The following is a 21,914-nucleotide window of genomic DNA, read 5'->3' as shown; positions in this document are numbered from 1 at the left end:
TTTTATGTACGGGTAATTACATATAAATCTTTGTTGTTTAGTTGCTTTGTTGTATTAACTAATTAAAATATTTTTTTATTATGAAAAAACAAATACTTAAAATAACAGGTTTAGCATTGTTGTTAGGTGCCAGTGTACAGGTAAATGCACAGACAACAGATTTTAATACGGATTTAGAAAATTGGAGTGTTAGTTATGGTACTGATGGTACTGTTACTCATGATGATACTGAAGGGTTAGGAGTGGATCAAGGAGCTTTAAAACTTGAGAGAAGTGGTGATAACGCTAATTTTGGAATTAAAGTTGGCGGAGGTGTAACAGCCACAGGAATTGATGCTACTACCAAAAAGTACATTAGAATTAGATATAAAAATGAAACCAATGGAACTAAAATAAGAATTGGAGGTAAAAATGATGAGGATATAGCTATTAAAGATAATTCTAATGGAAACATTGAATTAACTATTGGTGCCAACTCGGATGAGTATGTAACCTCTTATCTTGATATGAGTAGTTATACATCGTGGAAAGGAGATTTGCTTAATTTTTATATGTTAGTTAGGCAAAATGCACCAGATACTGCTGGAGATGCTTTTTATTTAGATGAAATTGAGTTTTTAGAAACTGCTCCAGCTGAAACGTATTCTGAGTTTATTAAAAACCCAAGTTTTGATGGACCTTCAGGTGTTGCTCATTTTTCAGGAACCCAAGCTTTTGCTAATAGAACTATTACATCTACAGAATCACATGATGGAGACCAAAGTTTACGTTTTGTTTATACTGCTGATGCAACAGCTCCTTTTTGGACTTTTAGTAATTATGAAAAAGTGTATGGATCTAAATATTCAGCAGGTTCTACCATACAAGTGAAATTATGGGTAAAAACGAATAGAGCAACTCCAATATCTTTGTCTGCTAGAGTCAAGTTAACTGATGGAGGTGTGGAAACTTCAACAAAGCCTATTACGGCATTGACTACTACAAACACAGCAATGGAATGGGAAGAGTTAACTTTTGATATTGCAACGATAGATGATTTTGATGGAGTTACGTTCTGGTTTGCTTTAAACTATTCAGATGGAGCAGCAGAGAACTTATTAAACGGAGATGTTGTTTATATAGATCAAATGTCTGCATCAATTACTTCACCTACTTTATCATCATCATACTCTAAAATAGAAGGAGCTTCTGTAAAAGCAGAAAACGGAACTATTTCGGTGTCAGGAGCAAATCTAGATGCGGTATACTCTATCACAGGGCAGCAAGTAAAGTCTTCTGATTTGGCTAGTGGAGTTTATATTGTAAGAATTTCTAAAGGAAATAAGCAAGATGCTATAAAGGTAGTTTTGTAGTATAATAAGTTAAAAAAAAAACACACTGTTGCTTTGTGTAACAGTGTGTTTTGTATTTATAAATTTTAAAAAATAAAATATGTTAAAAAACAAATTTAAAATTTCGTTCATCACTTTTGCAATCTTAGGGTTGTCTATTACAGCTAATGCACAAATAACAGGAGCGGATCAAGCTTCTTTTGACTTTGAAAATGGATCTCCAGAGCATTGGACACAAATGAAAGGGTTTGAATCATCTACAGAGCAAGTAGCTTCTGGTGAAAAAAGTATGAAAGTTGCTTTTGATGATTATAGCAATGTAGGTAAAGGACCAAAATTGCAATCATTTAGAGGTAAAGCAGCAGCACCTGGTTTTTTTGATCTTAAAGCTGGAACTTACGAAATGTCAGTAAAAGTATATACAGAAGGTGAAGTACCTAGATTTCTTCAAATTTCTTTATCAGGGCCAGCAAAAGTTAACTCTAAATTTGATGATTTAGATAAGCAAGCAAAAAACTCTTGGCAAACATTAACCTCAACATTTACCATAGACAAAGATGCTAAAAAGAACTGGTTGTCTGTATCGTTTTTTGTGTTTCCAAAGTCAGGTTCTGGAACAGTTTATATAGATGATTTTAAAATTACTCAAAAGTAATTCTAAAATCATCTAATCAAAAAAGATCACCAAACGGTGGTCTTTTTTTTTGTAGTAATAAATTACTGCAAACAACATTTAATAAACTATTAAGCACAAAATAACTAGTATGTCTAGTTAATTTTATAAGATAAAAAAAGATTTAGATGCGTGTGTTAAAATTAAATTTTAAATATTTTGTAGCCTTTTTACTAATTGTAAGTAATCTACAATATGGCTTTTCTCAAAAAGTTTTTGATTTTGAAGATCAAGGATTGGATTGGAGTTTTAAGAATTCAAGTTATTGGAAAGTAAACACAGAACAATCGGTTAGTGGAAGTTATGCACTAAAGTATACTGTTCCAGAAAACTTAACCTATGAGGTTCCTGCAATTACCAGTATAGATACAGAGCTTACTATTCAGAAAGTAAGAACAGCAATAATTGGAGATAAAACACAAATCATTGCCAATTCCTACGAAGGTACAGTACTGTCAGTTGGATTTGATGGAGCTATTTTATGGAAAAATAAGTTATCAGGATTTATGAATCATGATATTTGGTGTGCAGATCTTACTGGAGACGGAAATGATGAGGTGTTAGCAGCCAATGCTGATGGAAATTTATATTGTATAGATGCAAACGGAAAATTACTTTGGACTTTTAAAACAAACCATCAAAACAAACCTCCAATGTATGCTGTTTGTGTGGTTCATGACAACGGAACTCCTTATGTGGTTTGTGGAGGTTTAGATTTAAGTATTTATTATATTTCTGCAACTGGTGATTTGGTTAAAGAAATAAAATCATCTACATATTCAGTAGAAAAACCTTGGGGAGACAATCAACCTCCTTCTTTTGTTCACTATGCAAACTTTTTAAGACCTGTAAAAAAAGCAGATGGAACAGAAATGTTGGTGGTTTTAGGAAGCAATAACCATATGCAAGACAGAGGGTCTTTGTATTTTTTTGATGTATTAGAGAATACACCATTTAAAATAACAGGAATAGAGGCTCCAACAGTAATAGGGGAATTTAAAGTGTCAGATCATGATAATGATGGTGTGCAAGAAATTTTATTAGGAACTTCAGGACATCATAATACCATGTCTACCATCCGTTTTAATATAATAGATGATAGCCTTGAAGCATATGATTTAACAAAATTAGGTTTTGGATACTCTGTAACACAACCTGAGTTTATAAATGATGAAGGTGTAGAGAAATACATGTTTTTGGTTGGGCAATTTATGTTTTTGGTGGATACAGATTTAGACCCTGAAAGTCAAGAAAAATTAGAAACCAAATATTCATACAATGATATGTGGAAAGATCCCGTATCAGGAAAAATTATTTTGGCTAGTAGCGAAAGCGGAGGAAGTAACATTCATATCATAGACACTCAAATAACGGGTTGGAAAGGGGCTTATGAAGAACTAAAGCCTAAAGGAAAACTAGAAGAGATTATTAATAACACGGAAAAAACAAGAAATCAGTTAGCTAACTATCAAAAACCAGAAAGCGAAAGAGATCCTTTACCTGTTTATTTAATGACTCCAGATATAGATAGTGGATTATCAAAAACCACAGCAGATCATATTATTGCGAATTATAACAGTCCTTTATTTTTAGGAGGAAGTCATATGTCTGTAGCAGAAGATTGGGATAGATCTGCCATGGAAAATGAAAAATATAAGAATAAAAGAGACGGTAGAAGAAATTATACTTTAACTCAACAAGGAGCTATTGATCATATTACGCCATGGTACACAGGGAAACCTGGAATAGCCTATTGGGGAGGTCATGGAAATGATCCTTATATGTTCCAAAGAAGCACTACAGAACAAATTATAGATTTTGCTAATGGTAAAAAAACAGTATTGATTTATCCAGAATTAGAAGATCATTCAGATGATTTTGCTTGGGTATTAAATGATTTGTTTTATCCTTTAGCTAACTATGCTTCTGATAAAAACGCAAATATTTTTGTGAGAACTAAGCATAATTTCTGGCAAGGAAATGCGTATTTGCCTATGTGGAGTCGCTTGCTTTCTGGGGAATTTTCAAACGTGTTTGTACCTTCTATGGAAGAAACAACAGACAAGGCTATGGATATTAGTATTGCAGGTAGAGCAGGAATTTGGGCTAGTGGAGCCACTGATAGTTGGGGGACTAGAGCTGTGCCAGACAATCCTAGTTTTGACAGATCAAGACAATTTAGTAACCAAAGATTGCCTAATCATTTTTTACGTCATTTGATCTATCATATGGCCAATGGAGCTCAGTACATTAACAATTTAGCGGTAGATTCAGACTATATTAGTATTCTTTGGGAATTGGTAGCTAAAGGAGCTTTGTACATTCCTAAAACAAATGAAATTGTAAGTTATTCTCCAGTACATTTAAGCATGTTTGAACCTGACGAACATTATTTGCTTGAAGGAAGTAGTGCAAAATGGTCTACATATTATAATTCTGATTTTGAAGACAACAATCCTTTTGTGTTTAGTAGGCAAAATGCTACTTGGATGGCATCTCCTGTAACCTCATGGGATTTTTCTAGTTATGCAGGTGGGGTAAAAGATAGAAGACAAAACTATTTACCAAACTATCCACATGGATTGGTGTTGATAACGCCTCCTCAAAGTGGGGCTTATGTAGATGCTACGGCTCCTAGAGGAAGTTTAACCTCACATTTACATCCTTTGTATCAAAACATTATGAAAGAATATTATACTGATGGTCGGTATTATTATTCGGCAGACAAAACACAACAAATGAATGCCGATACTTATGCTTCTGTGATAAAAAATGATTTAAAAGACAGCGAACAATTAATTCCATTAACAGTTACAGGTGAAGTAGCATGGGTGGTAGCACAAACCTCTCCAACTAATTTGAGATTGACAGTTATTGATGGTGGATATTTAAACCCAAGTGAAAAGAAAGCCATTGTGAAGTTTCAGAGTGTACAACCTACAAATATGAAAGATATTTTAGATGGAAAAACGTTTGATATCAATAGCCCTTCTGCGGTAGAAGTTACAATTCCTTGTGGAGGATTTAGATTTATAGATATCACTTTAAGTTCACCTTTAAATTAAATATAGTATATGAAAAAGGTTTTAAAAATAATAGGATTTTGGCTAATCACAGGGTGTTTACAGCTTTGTGCTCAAAACTCAGGAGCAAATATTTTTGATGAAGAGTATTATGGTTTTGAAGTTACAGGTACTGATACAGGGTGGTGGATGCAACACCCAGAAAATTTTAGTATTGTAAGTGATAAAGGAAGTAATGGTTCTAGTCACAGCTTAAAATATACGAGTTCGGAGATTATTACAGGGAATAAAAAAGCCCATGGAAGTAGTGATACAGCCATGAAAATAGATCTAGTAAAAGGAACTTATACCATGAATGCAATGGTGTGGCTTGCAGTAGATGCAGAAATAAGTGCGCTTAAAATGGTGGTAAAACCATTGTTTGTGAATGCTGTTTTTGATTTGTCAGGTTTGCCAAAAGAACAATGGGTAGCTGTTGAAACAACTTTGGTTTTAGATGAGGCCATTGTTGATGGAAATTTACTAGTTCAAGTTGATACATCTGCAGGAGGAAAAGGAGAAATGTATATTGATGATATTGAACTACATACATTGTTAGATCAACAGCAGATTCCTTTTATATCAGAAATCAATACGATAGTAGAAAATGGAGTGACATTAGATGCCGGAACTTATGAGATTAGTCTTAAAGTTTGGGTTGATAATTCAACAACTTTAAAGAGTTTTTATACCTATATCACAGAGCCATGGATTGCTTCTTATTGGGATCTTAACGGATTACAAAAGGGAGAGTGGGTAAGTTTAAAAAACGAATTTACAATTGATGAACCGGCAGATAATTCGGAATTTAGAATTAGCGTAAACAACGATCCTAGCTATGGAGGAGGAAAAGGGGCTTTTTATTTAGATGATATACATATTGAACCAAAAGAGAGCTTAAGTATAGATGAAAATCATTCTAGAGTAGGAAATAATATGGTGTATCCTAATCCTGCAAATGAAAAAGTGTACTTTAATTTACAAGATCTAGCTAGTGTAGTTGTGTATAACTCATTAGGAGTAGTAGTTCATAAAATAGATAAAGCAGATGCTTCTACGGTATTAGACGTATCATCATTTACAAGGGGAATTTATCCTGTAAAAATTACTTCAAAAGGAAACGTGTATCTAAAAAAGTTGATTATAGATTAAAGATATCTAGAGAGTTAAGAAAGAATAATGTGTCTATTTACCAATAGATACATTATTCTTATTACAAGATACAGTTTGTTGTTATATGGAAATTAAATTTACCTATCATATAACAATTTAGAATGAAGAAAATAATCAAATCATTAATTTTTGTAGGTTTTAGCAGTTGTTTATTATTAGCTTGTGAATCCTCCAAAAAAACAGAAGTAAAACAAAAAAAAACTTCTAAACCAAATGTTATTTTATTTGTGTCTGACGATCATGGTAAAGATGCATTAGGATGTTATGGAAACCCTGTAATACAAACCCCTAATTTAGATAAAATGGCATCAGAAGGAGTATTGTTTAACAATGCTTACTGTACTAGTGCAAGTTGTGCTGCGAGTAGATCGGTTATTCTTACAGGTAAATATGGTCATGCTACAGGTTCTTATGGGCATGTGCACGATTATCATCATTTTAGCACTTATGATAACGAAAAATCTTTGCCAGTTCTGTTAGAGGAAAATGGTTACGAAACAGCTAGGATAGGGAAATATCATGTTGCTCCAGAAAAAGTGTATCATTTTAACACCGTTTTAGAAGCAGATCCTAGAAATACGGTAGAAATGGCAGATGCTTGTGTAGAGGTATTAAATACAGACAAGCCTTTCTTCTTATATTTTTGTACCGATGATCCACATAGGGGAGCACCTTTTGAATCTACACCTTGGAACAAACCCAATAATTTTGGAAACAAAAAAGGTGGTTATAAAGGTGTGAATGAAATAGTTTATGACCCTGAAAAAGTTTTAGTACCAAGTTTTTTACCTGATACTAAAGAAACAAGAGAGGAGATTGCTCAATATTATCAAAGTATTTCTAGAATAGATCAAGGTTTTGGAAAATTGATGCAATATTTAAAAGAAGCAGGTAAAATAGACAATACCATTGTTATTTATATTTCGGATAACGGGATGGCTTTTCCAGGAGCAAAAACAACGGTATATGAACCAGGTATTCAGCTTCCTTGTATTATAAAAGACCCTTTTAAAAATAAACATGGAGCTGTAAATAATGCTAAAATATCTTGGGTGGATTTAACACCTACTATTTTAGATATGACAGGAGTTGTATATAATTCTAAAGACTTCCATGGAAAATCATTCAACAAGATTATTGATGAAGAAAACCCAAAAGGATGGGATCAAATATATGCATCGCATACTTTTCATGAAATAACCATGTATTATCCAATGAGAGTAGTAATTGATAAAAATTACAAGCTGATTTGGAACATTGCATGGCCATTAGAGTACCCATTTGCTTCGGATTTGTGGGCAGCTTCTACTTGGCAAAGTAGTTATAGAAATCATTCCAAAACTTTTGGAGAACGTAATATTGATGATTTTTTATATAGAGCAGAATTTGAACTGTATGATTTAGACAAGGATCCTGGAGAAGTAAAAAACTTATCTAAAGATCCAGAGTTTGATGATGTTTTAAATAGAATGAAAAAAGAATTACAAGGGTTTCAAAAAATAACTCAAGACCCATGGTTTATTATGTGGAATCACGATAGTTCTTTACAAGGAGCAGGGGTAGAATTATAAAATAAAAAAACATGGAAAGAAGAAAATTTTTAAGAAACGTTGCAGGTGTCGCTGCTGCATCAAGTATAGTTCCTTTAACGGTTTCATGTAAGTCTTTTGATGGTGTTGCAAAAGAAATTAATAAAGGAAATGGTAATGAAGAACAATGGTATCAATTAGGAACAGGAAAAAAAGTTCCGAATCCAGATAGAAAAGAAATAGTCAATTATGATGTGGTTGTTGTTGGAGCTGGTGTTGCTGGTATTTCTGCTGCTGTAGCCGCTGCAAGAAATGGAGCTAAAACGGTATTAATTAATGATCGTCCTGTGTTAGGGGGAAATGCTTCTAGTGAAATTAGAGTTACACTTAATGGTGTAAATAGATTAGAGACCGGAAAAGCGGAACGTGAAACAGGGATTGTTGAAGAAATAATGTTAGAAAACAGATTGTACAATCCACAAGAATCTTATCCTGTTTGGGATCATATAGTTTATGATTATGTAGTTAGGGAGCCAAACTTAACAGTTATGCTCAACACACAAGCTATTGATGCAGAAATGGATGGAGCAAAAATTATTTCTGCACGTTGTTGGCAGTTGACCACAGAAACGGAGTTTACGGTTAAAGGTGATGTTTTTATAGATTGCTCAGGTGATGGTTTAATGGCTGCTAAAGCTGGTGCTTTGTATAGAACAGGAAGAGAGGGAAAAGAGGAGTTTAATGAAACTTATGCTCCAGACAAACCAGATGGATGGCAAATGGGGGCTTCAATTTTATTACAAGGAAAAGACTATGGAAGACCAATGCCTTATACGCCACCTACTTTTGTTAAAAAATATGATGGTGATAATGCGCATCACGAAAGAAAAATCAATAACTTTTTAGATGGTTATTGGTGGGTAGAATTAGGAAGCGATCATGATATTATTGATGTACAAGAAGATAACAGACATGATTTAATGGGATATTTACACGGAGTTTGGGATTATATTAAAAATTCAGGTAAGTTCCCAGAGTCAGAAAATTATGCATTAGAGTGGGTGGGATCTTTACCAGGTAGAAGAGAGTCTCGTCGTTTTATAGGAGATCATATTTTGTCTGAAACAGATTTAACAGAACATAAACATTTTGATGATGCAATCGGTTTTGGTGGTTGGTCTTTAGATGAACATAACCCTGGAGGAATTTTAGATATTAAAGAACGTCCAAGTTTTTTTCATCAAAAATTTAAAACAGTTTATCAAGTACCTTTTAGTTCTCTATACTCTAAAAATATAGAAAATTTAATGTTTGCTGGTCGTAATGCTAGTTTAACACACATTGCTTTATCCTCAACAAGAATTCAAGGAACCTGTGCTTTAATGGGACAAGCAACAGGAACTGCAGCCACTATATGTGTAAATAAAGGAATTACACCTAGAGAAGTAAAAAACAAACACATCAAACAATTACAAGAAATGTTGATGCGTGATGATGTATATATTCCTAAAGTAGTGGCAAATGATCCAAAAGATTTGGCTAAAAAAGCCAGTGCTATTTTTGGTTCTTCAACAAAATCGGGTAATGCTAAAAATGTAATTAACGGAATTTCAAGAGATATTGATGGTGAAATTAATCATTGGATGTCCGATGGATTACCAGCTACTTTTCAGATGGAATGGAATAATCCTGTAAAACTATCTAAAGTAGAAATTAAGTGCGATACCAATTTGCATAAAAATATTACTATGCGTAAGCAGCCTCTTTCAGAATTTCTGAAAAAGAGTTTTATAACTACGGTGCCACCAGAGTTACTAAAGGTATTGGATTTAGAAGTTAGAGTCAACGGTTCTTGGGTAAAAGTTGGGTCGAAAGATAGAAATATAGTTCGTTTAATCAAGTTTGATTTTGATCAAGTAAAAACAACTGCTATTAGGATTAAAATGAAAGAAACTTATGGAAAAGATAGCGTAAAGCTATTTGAGGTTAGAGCTTATGAAGCTTAAAAAAAGCTTACAATTTTAAATGATTTTTTAGAGATGAGAAAAATGAATTTACAGATGAATCTGATGATTAACCGAAGGAAAAATATTTTTCCTTCGGTTAATAAGATATTTGTGTGTTTATTTTTTCTGTTTGCTTGGTCTTTACAGTCAAGTATGCCTCCTAATGACATAAAAACATATCAAGTAAGTATTCTTCAACCTGCAATAGACAAAGAAACACCTGTGGTTTGCAATTTGGTTGCAGAGAGAATGAATCATCAAACCAGACTTTTTCACTTAGATGTTAATTCTGTAAACTGTGGAGAAAACATTTGCGAAGTTGTTGTTGTTAGAATGTTTTGGGATGAGTTGGGACGTTATATAAGTATTGATTTAGAAGAAGGAGATGAATTAGAAAAGAAAGAGGGAATTCGTTTTACAAAAGAAGATTATAAAAAATTAGAAGAGGTTTTACACAATAAAAACTCAGAACTAAAAACAGTTTTTAAGGACGATTTAGTTACAGGTGATTTTGTAGCTCATGGAGATATTAATGTAGATGCTATTTCGGGAGCAACTTCAACAGTCAGTCCAAATGAAACTGTAGAGGGAGCTGTGTGGACTTGTTACACTTTATGGCACTGGGCTAATGGAGAAATTGTTTCTAAAATACGTGAAATAACTACAAATGAATTGTCTGTAGCTCAGCTTAGAGAAGCGTATTTAACGAATAATGATGCTGATTACAAAGTATTTGCAATAGAAGCTTTGTTAGAGAAAAAAGCATATGATTCTGTTGCATTCAAAGCAATAAAAGAACAAGCTGTAACAGGTGACTATAAAGTGTTTAAAACAGCGCTTGTATATGTTGAAAATGCTTCAAAAAACAATTATTACGATGGAATTAAATATCTGTTTGATAATGGAGATTTTAAGAAAAGAGTTGCCTGTTTAAATTCAATTTCACAGACCAATAAAGGAGAAAACACAGCGTATTATAATACATTAAGTAGAGAATTGTCAGGTTTTACTTATCAAGAAGTTGAAATGGTCTTGTCTATTTTTCAGAGAAACAACTTTATTTCTCCAGTGTTATTAGAGGAGTTGGTTGATTTATTAACATCCGATGATTTTTTAATTGCAAGAAGAGCGTATTGGTTTTTATCATATCAAGAAAAAGAATTAACACGCAAGCAAAAAAAGAGTATAAAAAAGTTTAAAAAGAAATATTCACAAAGATTATAATAATAGAAACAATGGGGATAAAAAGAAGATGTCAGTTGGTTTTAGGATTGTTTATGGCTTTTACAATATCTGTAAACGCAAAGGAAATCATAAGAATTCAACCAAATAATGAGGATATGACCACTGTAGTTAGAGATGCTATAGAGGGAGTTAAAGACAAGGAAATTAAATTAGTTTTTGAAAAAGGGACTTATACCTTTTTGCCAAATTATGCAAAAGAAAAATTTTCTTTTGTGACCAATCACGGGAATGGACTAAAAAAAATCATTTTTTTATTTTCAGATTTTGATCATGTAGAAATAGAAGGAAATGGGGCTGAGTTTGTTTTTCATGGACAAGTAGAACCTTTTCAGTTTAATAATTGTGGACAAGTATCTGTAAAAAATATAAGTATAGATTGGGATATTCCTTTTAGTTTTCAAGGAGATATTACGGCAGTAAATCCTAAAGAAAATTGGTACGAGATTAAACCTTATACTAAAGGATATTCATGGAAATTAAATAAAGGTCGCATATATTTTCCTAATATAGATGGTTTTCATTTTGCTTCTTTAGGTAGTACTTTGGCTTTTGATAAGGACACCAAGCAAGTTGCTTATGGAGCTTTTGACATGACTTTAAGACCTAATAAAGTTGAGAGAAGAGCAAATGGTGTTTTACGTGTTTATGACGAAAATATAAAGCATTATCCAAAAGTAGGTTCTGTGTTTCATTCAAAAGGGCCTCACGAGCAAAACAGATATGCACCAGCATTTCAGGTAACCAATTCTAAAAATATTCTTTTTAATGAAGTAGTGATTCATCATGCTTTAGGAATGGGGTTCTTGTTTGAAAGAACAGAGAATATAAAAATTATCAACTCTGGAATTTATATCAAAGAAGGATCAGATAGAGCTATTTCTACCATTGCAGATGCAACACATTTTGCAAACTGTAAAGGGGATATTTTAATAGAAAATTGTCGTTTTGAAGGAATGTTAGACGATGGAACCAATGTACATGGAACTTATGTTGAGGTAGCAAAAATCATCAATAAAAATACAGTTCGAGTAAAACTAATGCACTTTGAACAAACAGGTTTTGAATTTGCAGGAAAAGGGGATGAGGTTTGGTTTATCAAAGCACCAAACCCAGGAAGAGGTGAAGTAAATACAGTAAGCAATGTGAAATACATTAATGATGTATATACCGATTTAACTTTTACTAATGAGATTTCTTCGGATTTAAAGACGGGAGATGTAGTAGAGAACAAAACTTGGAACCCAGTATTTACTATGAGAGGATGTACCATTCGTGATCATAGAGCAAGAAATATTATCATCAAAACTCCATTAAAAATTATTATTGAAGACAATGATTTATCATCAATGATGTCATCAATTATGTTAAGAGGTGAAACTTATTTTTGGTTTGAATCAGGAAATGTAGAAGACGTAGTAATTCGTAACAATCGTTTTAAACATGTAGCGTATGGAGGAGCATCAGAACATGCTGTGTTAAAAGTATCACCAAGATTAGGGAAGTCTTTTGATCAAACAATGAGTTATGATAGAAACATTCTTTTTGAGAACAATACTATTGAAACATTTGATAATACAATTATTTGGGCAGATAGAGTAGACGGATTGATCATTAAAGGAAATACAATCAAACAAACAAATACAGAAAAGCCTCAATTCCCTAATGCGTATATGTTTGAATTAATCAATTGTAAAAATGTAGAAATATCTAAAAACAGCTATAAAGGAACTAATACACACCATATCAACGCAGATAAATTGACTAAAAAGACGTTAAAAGTAAAACGTAATAAAGGTATTAAAGAGTAAAATAGTTCATGGTTTTTATTAATAAATAATTATTCGTTTTCTTCTTTTAGAGTAATTATTTACTAACAAATACATTGTTTTTTGTGATAAATACATAATAACTACTGTTCTGTTGTTTTTTTGTTAGTACTAACTATGATGATTATGAAAATAAAATTACAACAGAAAAACTTTTTAATTGTTTTGTTCTTACTAACAACAATGGTAAGAGCTCAGACATTAACACAGCAAGCAAAAGTTAAAATAGATACTTTAAATGCTTTAATTTCTATTGCTGAACTAAAAGGGATAGATGTATTAAAAGAAAAAACAACAGTTCGTACTGCAGAGGTCTTTTTAAAATATGCGAATTGGGATGAGAATAATATTACTGAAAATACTACTTATTTTGAACTAGTAGCCAGGTATAAAGACAATGCAGCAGAAATGGCCAATTTATTGCCGGATTTTGAAAGAACTGAAATCAATATCATGCTACAAGATGCTATTGATTATTTAAAGTTGTTAAATGCTGGAACGGTTAAGAGAAAGGCAAGTCCACATATCAATTGGGAGCAAGTTACACATCAAGGTGATCGTTTGGTGTATCAAGGGAAATCAGTTTTTTTAGCAGATTATACTTGGAAACCTTCTGTAGATTCTTTAACAGAATTTCACGGAAATCAAGATGGCTTTTTTTTAACACCCTCTTATGTTACGGATAAGAACGGAACCATTAGAAATAATATAGCGAGTGAATTGTCTAGTAAACCAAATGGTTCTACAGGTTTTATTTTTTTAAACAATAAAAATGTACCCAATTGGGCAGAACAAGAATATGGACTAGGCTTTAAAATGCGTGAAGATACCTATACTAATTACGATATAGATAATCCTGGAGCAAAGGAAATGATGGGGATGTTATTGGCAGGTACGGTACCTAATATGGCCGATAAAAAATATTCGGAATTAGGGTATATGTTGTGTAATGAGCCTCATTTTTTTACTCAAAAGGATGGAGATAAATTAGCTTGGGCATCAGGGCCTGTATCATCTTATTCTATTGAGAAGTTTAAAACATGGTTGGGGAATAAACATGGCTCTATCCAATCGTTAAATAATTTGTGGGGTACTTCTTTTACTTCTTTTAACGATGTAACAATTGATATTCCTATTGATGTGAGTTTAAAAGGAACTCCTATGTGGTATGATTGGGCTTATTTTAATATGTATCGTGTTACAGAGTGGTACACTTGGTTAAAATCAAAAATAAGAGAATACGATACCGATGCCAAAGTGCATTTAAAAATTATGCCTAATCTATGGACGGAGAATGAAAGAATTCACGGAATAGATTTTGAAACACTTACTACATTAAGTGATATTATAGGAAACGATTCAGGGTCAGAAAATTCGCCAATGTGGGGAGGGCCTTATGAATGGGAAACCCACTACGCTTTTGATTGGAGAGAACTATGTATGGGGTTTGATTTTATGAAATCTGTAAGTCCAGAGAAAATAACTTATAATACAGAAGTTCACTATTTATCTACAGGAAAGTCAAGAAATTTATATCAAGATCCAATGTATGCAAGAGCTACGTTTTGGTTGGCACATGTGTATGCAATGACTGCCAGTCAAACATGGTTTTGGGCAAGACAAGTGGATGGATCAATTAGGCCAAATGCCGGGAAAGGTTATGGGGGGTCAAATAATCAGCAACCTAGAATTGTAAATGAGGTAGCTTCTACGATGATTGATTTGAATGCCTACTCTGATGAAATTATGGAGATGCAACGCTTAAGAAAGCCTATTCGAATTTTTTATTCTAAAACATCGGCAATTAATAAATCGAATCATATGGATGATTTGTTTGAGTTGTATGAAGCCATGCATTTTGATGGAATTCCTATTGGTTTTGCTACCAAAGATATTATCAATGCACAAGATGCAAATTTATGGGATGTAATTTTGGTTCACGAAACTGAGTTTGCTACCGAAGATGAAATAGCGGCTTTACAAGATTATTTAGATAATGGAGGAACGATTATTATAGATAATATCAGTTTGCAAAAAAACGAATATGGTCAAACATCATTAAGTACCTTACAAGTAAGTAGTGGAACAATTATAAATGCATCTACAATATCATCTATAAAATCTCAAGCTTATTCAATATTAAATAGTAAAAATAGGTTTCCAGCGGTAACCATTAATGAAACTAACAGTCAAGGAATAAAGACCTGTGTTTGGAGATGTGTACAAAATAATGCAGGTAAACAGGTAATTTCTGTGGTTAATTTAGGAAAAACAGCATCAACATTAACCATTGGATTGAAAGGAGCAAGTGAAGTTTATTGTAAAGACTTGTTAAAAGGAATTCCGGTAACCACAACACCTACATTACAACCTAATGAAGTTTATTTTGTAGAAGTTTCAGAAACTTCGTATGATGAATCTATCGAAGAATATTATGAGTTTGAAAAAGCAGATGCTGAAACCCCAGGAGTTATAGAACCCAATCCTACAGGAAATGCAGCTAGTACAGGATGGTTTTTTCAACATCAAAATTTTTCTTTTTCTGATGAAGAAAAAGCATTTGGTGATTATAGCTTAAAGTTTGATTCTTCTGTAGGTTCTGAAACTGCTTATCAAGCACAAGGAGGTGGAAATACTTCTCCAGCTGGATCAAAATTAAATTTAGCAGCAGGAACTTATACAGCTAAATTGGCCGTTTATATAGATAATAATAGCCCATCTAAAGTACAAACAAATATTGCTAGTCCGTTTAAAGCCATTACATGGAATTTATCAGGTTTGAGTACAGGAACATGGCATTACCTATCTCAAGAAGTAACTTTGTCGGAAACCATAGCATCAAAATTAACATTTAAAATACTCGATTCAGATATTGGTACAAAACCCTCTGTTCTGTATTTTGATAATTTGGAATTTACAGAAGGGTCTTTATCTTCAAAAATCATTAATAATGATATAAAATTAATGGTATCACCAAACCCTAGTACGGGAAATGTACTGATTGAAGTACCAGATGATTTTAGGTATGATATAGAAGTCTATAATGTTTTAGGAAGCAAAGTAAAAACAATTGAAAATGTATCAAATCCATTATCTGTTTCTTTAGAAAATTTAGGAAAGGGAGTGTTTTTTTTTAAAACAGCTTATCAAGGTAAAACAATAGTTAAAAGAATAATCATAAATTAATACAAGTAACCACATGTTTAAAAAACAATGTATTGTAGCTCTTTTTGTTGCCATAACAGGAGTGTGCTCAGCTCAGTCTATTGAAAAAGAGGCACGAGCTAAAATGGAAAAATTAGAAAAATTAATCAAAAAGGCAGAAAAGAAAAAGATTGATGTTTTAAAAGAAAAAACAACTATTCGTACAGCTGAAGTATTTTTAAAATATGCGAATTGGGATGAAAAAAATATAGAAGTAAACAAAAAAGCTTTTGAATTGGTGCCTATTTATAAAAAAAAGGCAGCAGAATTAGCTCAGGATTTACCTGATTTTGAAAGAGCAGATGTGGTAAAGATGCTTGATAAAGCTATTGAGGAAATAACATTGGTGTCTCAAGGAAAAATAAAAAGAATTCCAAGTCCAAAAGTAAATTGGGAACAAGTAGAGGTAGAGGGAGACCAATTAACTTATGAGAATAGACCTGTTTTTTTAGCAGATTATACTTGGAAGCCTAAAACCAAAGAATTAACAGAGTATCATGGAAATCAAGATGGTTTTTTTATAACTCCGTCTTATGTGGTTAAAGAAGATGGAACCATCAATCCTAAAAAATTAGAAGAATTAAAAAGCAAACCTAATGGTTCTTTAGGGTTTATTTTTATGAATCATAAAAGTGTTCCAAAATGGGCTGAAGAAAAATTTGGTCCAGGTTTAAAAATGAGAGAAGATACCTATACGGCTTATGATATAGATAATCCTGGAGCTCGTGATGTTCAAGAAAAATTAATTGGAGGAATGGTGCCTTATATGGCAGGAAAAAAGTTTTCTGAGTTAGGATATATGATGTGCAATGAACCCCATTTTTTTACACAAGGAGATAAAACTAAAAACAAAAAACTTTGGGCTTCTGGAGGAGTTTCAGAGTATACTATAGAAAAGTTTAGAGTTTGGTTGTCTAAAAAACACAAAACAATTACAGAACTAAATAAAGTTTGGGAAACAGATTTTAAGAGTTTTGAGACTGTTGAAATTGAAATTCCAATTGATATTAGTTTAAAAGGAACTCCAAAATGGTATGATTGGGCATATTTTAATATGGAACGTGTTACAGAGTGGTACACATTTATAAAAAACACTACTCAAAAGTATGATGCAAATGCCAAAGTACACTTAAAAATTATGCCTAATTTATGGACAGATAACCAAAGAATTCACGGAATAGATTTAGAAGCTCTTACAGATTTAAGTGGAATTATTGGGAACGATTCTGGAGCAGCACACTCTAAATTATGGGGAAAAGATTTAGAATGGGAAAAAGATTATAAGTTTGAATGGAGAGAGTTGTGTATGGGATTTGATTTTATGAAATCCGTAAGTCCAAACAAAGTTAATTTCAATTCAGAATTACACTATTTATCTACGGTAAGATCTAGAGATTTATATTTAGATCCTGCATATGCAAGAGCTAGTTTTTGGTTGGCACATACTTATGGAATGACAGCAAGTCAAATATGGTATTGGCCAAGAGAGGCAAACGGTGCTATTTCTAAGAAAGCTCAAAATGATAAAGGATACGCAGGTTCTAATAATCAGCAACCAAGAGTAACAAATGAAGTTGCGATGACTATGATTGATTTGAATAGTTTTTCAGAAGAAATTATGGCCATGCAACGTCAAAGAAAATCATTGCGTTTGTTCTATTCAAAAACATCGGCAATTAATAAAGCCAAACACATGGATGATGTTTTTGAATTGTATGAGGATTTAGAGTTTAATGGAACACCTATTGGTTTTGTAACTAAAGATATTATTAACAAACAAGAAAACACAAATTGGGATGTAGTATTGGTAGCCAATACTCAATTTGTAACACAAGAAGAATTAGATGCTGTTCAATCTTATTTAAACAAAGGAGGAACTGTTTTTATAGATAAAGTTAGTTTTAAGAAAAATGAATATGGACAACCTTTAAAATCAACATTAAAAGCTAGTAAAGGAACATTGATTTTGGTGAATTCTTTAGAAGAAATGGAGCATCAAGCAATGGAGTTATTAGCTCAAAAAAACTTATTATCTCCAGTTAAAGTAAAAGAACAAAATGCAATTGGTCAAAAAGGATGTCTTTGGAAAGCGATTACTAACAAAGATGGAAAGTACATTTTATCTATCGTAAATGTGGGTAAAAGTAGTGCAAACCTAGAAATATCTTTAAAAGGAGCTAAAAAAGGAACCGTTTGTAAAGATTTATTAAAAGGAATTAATGTAACTAATACACCAACACTAAAACCAAATGAAGTGTTTTTTGTAGAGGTTGTAGATGCTAGTAAATAATCTTTAAATCAAAAATATAAAAACCGATAAGCAGCTATGTTTATCGGTTTTTTTGTGATAAATATAAGCATACATACATTTTTTGTATACATAGCTACATTTTCATTTTAATAGAGAGGTAGATTTGAGTTATAAATTAATTTTCATGAAAAAAATAGGAATTAAAATTTTAGTGATTTGTATATTAGGAGCCTTTGGTTTAGGCCATGCACAAAAAAAAGAAGTACAAGTAGTTTTGCTTGCAGGACAATCTAACATGGCAGGGAATGGGAATTATGAAGAATTAGACGAAGCTGTTCGTGCAAGAATAGATAAAATTAAAGATAGGGTATTGTATAGCAATCACGGAAAAGAAGCAAAGCCACTTTCTTACAATACCATTAAACCAAGTAAAAAGTTTCCATATACTAAAAGTTTTGGTCCAGAATTATTTATTGGATTGACTTTGGCAGAAGCATATCCAGATCAACAATTTTTATTGATTAAAAAAGCACAAGGAGGGACTGTTTTGTATGGAGCATGGAATCCTGAGTGGTCTGTAGAAAAAGCACAACAAATAGAAAAAGGATTTAAGCAAAAGTTAGATCTAAATAAAATGCACATCACTGCTATTCATAAAAATTTAAAAGCATTGGAGGCTAGTGGTCAAACTTACAAAATCATTGGAATGGCATGGATGCAAGGAGAAAATGATGCTGTTTTAGATGTTTCTGCTGATACTTATGCAACCACTTTAAAAAAGTTGATAGCGAAATACAGAAATGAATTTGATGTTAAAAACATGCCTTTTGTGATAGGACAGATTAACTCAAGATATGGTGTTAAAAACGGAGCTGCTAGAGTTAGAGCAGCCATGGAAACCGTTGCTAGTGAAGATAATCATGTTGGAATTATAAAAACATCAACAGATACTTCTTGGAGCGATTATCCTAAAAACCCAGACAATGTACATTACAACGCAGAAGGACAAAAACGTTTAGGAACTGCTTTTGCTAAAGAAATTATATCACTACAAAATTAAAAGATGTATAAAAATAAAATTATTCTGATTTGTTCTTTGTTTTGCGCACTTTGTTTTGCTCAAAAAAAAGAAGTACAAGTAGTCTTGTTAGCAGGACAATCTAATATGCAAGGACATGGAAATTATGAAGCTTTAGAGGTTTCTGTTCAACAAAGAATAGAAAAAATTGCCAATAGGGTTTTGTTAAGTACTTCTAACAATCCAAATGTAGCAGCACGACCGTTGTCTTATTTTGTGTCTACCAATCAACCTGAAAAATATAAGTTTACAAAACATTTTGGGCCAGAAATAATGATTGGTTTAACACTGGCAGAAAAGTTTCCTAATCAAGAATTTTTATTGATTAAGACAGCTGTTGGAGGAACTTCTTTGTACGGAGCTTGGAATCCTAATTGGAGTCAAGAAAAAGCAAATCTGGCAGAAAGAGGAGCGGAGCGAAAAGCCATGAAATTGTATGAAGCTCATTTAACACATGTTCAAAACGATTTAAAAAGATTGAAAGCTGAAGGAAAACCATACAAAATTCTTGGAATGGTTTGGATGCAAGGTGAAGGAGATACAAATAAAGAAATAACAGCAAAAAGTTATAAAGAAAATCTTACTGCTTTAATAAAAGGATGCAGAACCTCTTTAGAAATGCCACAAATGCCTTTTGTTATCGGTGAGGTAAATCCGTTGTCTAGAAAATATAAAGAAGGTCCAGACTTGGTAAGAAAAGCAATGGAAGAAGTGGCTAATCAAGATAAAAATACAGGGATTGTAAAAACATCTAGAGATTCTTCTTGGAGTGATTATCCAAAACATTCGGATAATTTACATTACAATACCGAAGGACAAAAACGATTAGGTACTGCAATGGCAAAAGAATTGATTTTGCTTCTTAAATAATCATCTTATATCAGTAAATATAATAAGAGATACATCATATAGACTTAGAACTACATATAATTATTGACCTCTGTTTAATTTTATCTGATAGAATTATAAAAGATGAATAAAGATGAAGTTTAAGGTTTTATGTGTTGCTATTTTAGTTTTTACAATAAAAGGATTTTCTCAAAAAAAGCCCAATATTGTATTTATAATGGTAGATGATTTAGGGTATGCAGATGTCGGTTTTAACGGGTCTACTTATTATGAAACTCCTGGTTTAGATGCATTAGCTAAAGAAAGTTTGGTGTTTGAAAACGCGTATATGTATCCTACTTGTTCGCCATCAAGAACAGCTTTGTTTACAGGACAACAATCATTTAGAACAGGGGTGTATAATGTTCCTGTGTTAGAACAAGGTACTGCAGATGAAAATATTTTTTCTAGATGGACGGTAACAAAAGATCATAAAATTTATGCAGAACCATTGTCTGAAAATGGTTACAAAGCTATTCATATCGGTAAATATCATATTGTAGGGCCTTATCCTAATAAAGAGTTGAATTTACCATATCCTTTTAAAGAAAAATTAGATCAACCTGAACCAGGAGACTATTGTTGGTTGGCAGAGCACAAAACCAAAGAAGTTTTACAATATTACCCACAAGGACGTGGTTTTATAAAAAATGTAGGAGGAACCTATAAAGGAGATCCTGCTTTTGAGTTTGGAGGCTATAAAAGTTATAAAGGAGGTTACAGGGCTCCATTTAGCAATCCATTTATTATTAATAAACCTACCGATGAATGGTTAACAGATAGATTGACAGATGAAGCTATTGAGTTTATGGATGAGCAAAAAGAGGATGGGCCTTTTTTTGTGAATCTAGACTATTATGCAGTTCATAAACCTATTAAGAATAGAAATGATGAATTGTTTGAAAAATATATCAATAAACCTGGAGATTCTATTACTGGTCAAGGATTAGGAAAAAGGCGTGAGGTCATGGCAGGCTACGCAACAATGATTGAGTCTGTTGATGAAAATATTAAACGTATTGTAACCTATTTAGATCAAAATAATTTAAGAGAAAACACAATCATTATCGTAACTTCTGACAACGGATACAACGGAGGTGAAAGTAGAAATAATTTAATGCGTGGTTCTAAAAGAGAGGTTTACGAAGGAGGAATTCGTGTACCAGGTTTAATTAGTTGGCCAGGGAGTATTAAAGCAAGAAGAAGTTTGGCACCAATTACTTTATTAGATTTCTTTCCAACATTTTTAGAGGTCGCTAATATTCATGGTTTTAAAGATGTGTTAGATGGAAATTCTCTAGTTCCTTTGTTTAAAAAAGATGATAAGAAATTTGAGAAAAGACCACTTTTTTGGCACTTAGCTAGTAATAATAACAAACAAAAAGCTTGTTCAGTCATTAGAAAAGATGATTATAAATTAATTCAGTATTTGGCAACAGGAAAAGTAGAACTATATAATTTAGAAAAAGATCCTAAAGAAGCTAATAATATTGCTATTAGTAATAGCAGACAAGCTAAAAAAATGTTAAACGAATTGGTAGCATGGAGAAAAGAGAACCAAGTACCATTGCCTCCAAATTCAGTTTTAAAAAATTAAAAAAGAGCTTTTTTCCAGTCAAACATTAAATCCAGCAAAATAAGAGCTGGA

The 21,914-nt window shown here is 32.4% G+C and carries 13 protein-coding genes; all 13 read left to right on the top strand.

Features of this window, described 5'->3' with window-relative positions; translation table 11 throughout:
* Positions 1-80 precede the first annotated feature (80 nt).
* On the top strand, positions 81-1,352 hold the full coding sequence (locus tag AXE80_RS08110; protein WP_068826156.1) for a T9SS type A sorting domain-containing protein: 1,272 nt from the start codon (positions 81-83) through the stop codon (positions 1,350-1,352).
* A gap of 79 nt (positions 1,353-1,431) precedes the next feature.
* Positions 1,432-1,986 carry a carbohydrate binding domain-containing protein gene (locus AXE80_RS08105; protein ID WP_068826154.1) on the top strand — a complete coding sequence of 185 codons (555 nt, stop codon included), beginning with the start codon at positions 1,432-1,434 and terminating at the stop codon, positions 1,984-1,986.
* Between the two features lie 146 nt (positions 1,987-2,132).
* Positions 2,133-5,069: a PQQ-binding-like beta-propeller repeat protein gene (locus AXE80_RS08100; protein WP_068826152.1), complete on the top strand. Its 2,937-nt coding sequence runs from the start codon at positions 2,133-2,135 to the stop codon at positions 5,067-5,069.
* Positions 5,070-5,078: 9 nt separating this feature from the next.
* A complete protein-coding gene (locus AXE80_RS08095; protein ID WP_068826149.1) occupies positions 5,079-6,218 on the top strand; it encodes a T9SS type A sorting domain-containing protein in 1,140 nt (379 codons plus the stop codon).
* Positions 6,219-6,340: 122 nt separating this feature from the next.
* Positions 6,341-7,810: a sulfatase family protein gene (locus tag AXE80_RS08090; protein ID WP_068826147.1), complete on the top strand. Its 1,470-nt coding sequence runs from the start codon at positions 6,341-6,343 to the stop codon at positions 7,808-7,810.
* A gap of 11 nt (positions 7,811-7,821) precedes the next feature.
* Positions 7,822-9,774, top strand: a complete 1,953-nt coding sequence (locus AXE80_RS08085) for an FAD-dependent oxidoreductase (RefSeq protein ID WP_068826144.1) — start codon at positions 7,822-7,824, stop codon at positions 9,772-9,774.
* Between the two features lie 111 nt (positions 9,775-9,885).
* Positions 9,886-10,998 carry a hypothetical protein gene (locus AXE80_RS08080; protein ID WP_157359376.1) on the top strand — a complete coding sequence of 371 codons (1,113 nt, stop codon included), beginning with the start codon at positions 9,886-9,888 and terminating at the stop codon, positions 10,996-10,998.
* A gap of 11 nt (positions 10,999-11,009) precedes the next feature.
* The gene (locus AXE80_RS08075) at positions 11,010-12,827 is read left to right on the top strand and encodes an alpha-1,3-galactosidase-related protein (RefSeq protein WP_083194624.1); all 1,818 of its coding nucleotides are present in this window, start codon (positions 11,010-11,012) and stop codon (positions 12,825-12,827) included.
* Positions 12,828-12,971: 144 nt separating this feature from the next.
* A complete protein-coding gene (locus AXE80_RS08070) occupies positions 12,972-16,031 on the top strand; it encodes a beta-galactosidase (protein WP_068826139.1) in 3,060 nt (1,019 codons plus the stop codon).
* 13 nt (positions 16,032-16,044) lie between these two features.
* Positions 16,045-18,339, top strand: a complete 2,295-nt coding sequence (locus AXE80_RS08065; protein ID WP_068826137.1) for an alpha-amylase family protein — start codon at positions 16,045-16,047, stop codon at positions 18,337-18,339.
* Positions 18,340-18,484: 145 nt separating this feature from the next.
* A complete protein-coding gene (locus AXE80_RS08060) occupies positions 18,485-19,360 on the top strand; it encodes a sialate O-acetylesterase (protein ID WP_068826136.1) in 876 nt (291 codons plus the stop codon).
* Between the two features lie 3 nt (positions 19,361-19,363).
* A complete protein-coding gene (locus tag AXE80_RS08055; protein WP_068826134.1) occupies positions 19,364-20,248 on the top strand; it encodes a sialate O-acetylesterase in 885 nt (294 codons plus the stop codon).
* A gap of 112 nt (positions 20,249-20,360) precedes the next feature.
* A complete protein-coding gene (locus AXE80_RS08050; protein ID WP_068826132.1) occupies positions 20,361-21,863 on the top strand; it encodes a sulfatase in 1,503 nt (500 codons plus the stop codon).
* Positions 21,864-21,914: the final 51 nt, after the last annotated feature.

Source organism: Wenyingzhuangia fucanilytica (assembly GCF_001697185.1).
In the GTDB taxonomy this organism is placed as follows: domain Bacteria; phylum Bacteroidota; class Bacteroidia; order Flavobacteriales; family Flavobacteriaceae; genus Wenyingzhuangia; species Wenyingzhuangia fucanilytica.
This window is presented reverse-complemented; position numbering and strand designations above follow the sequence as displayed.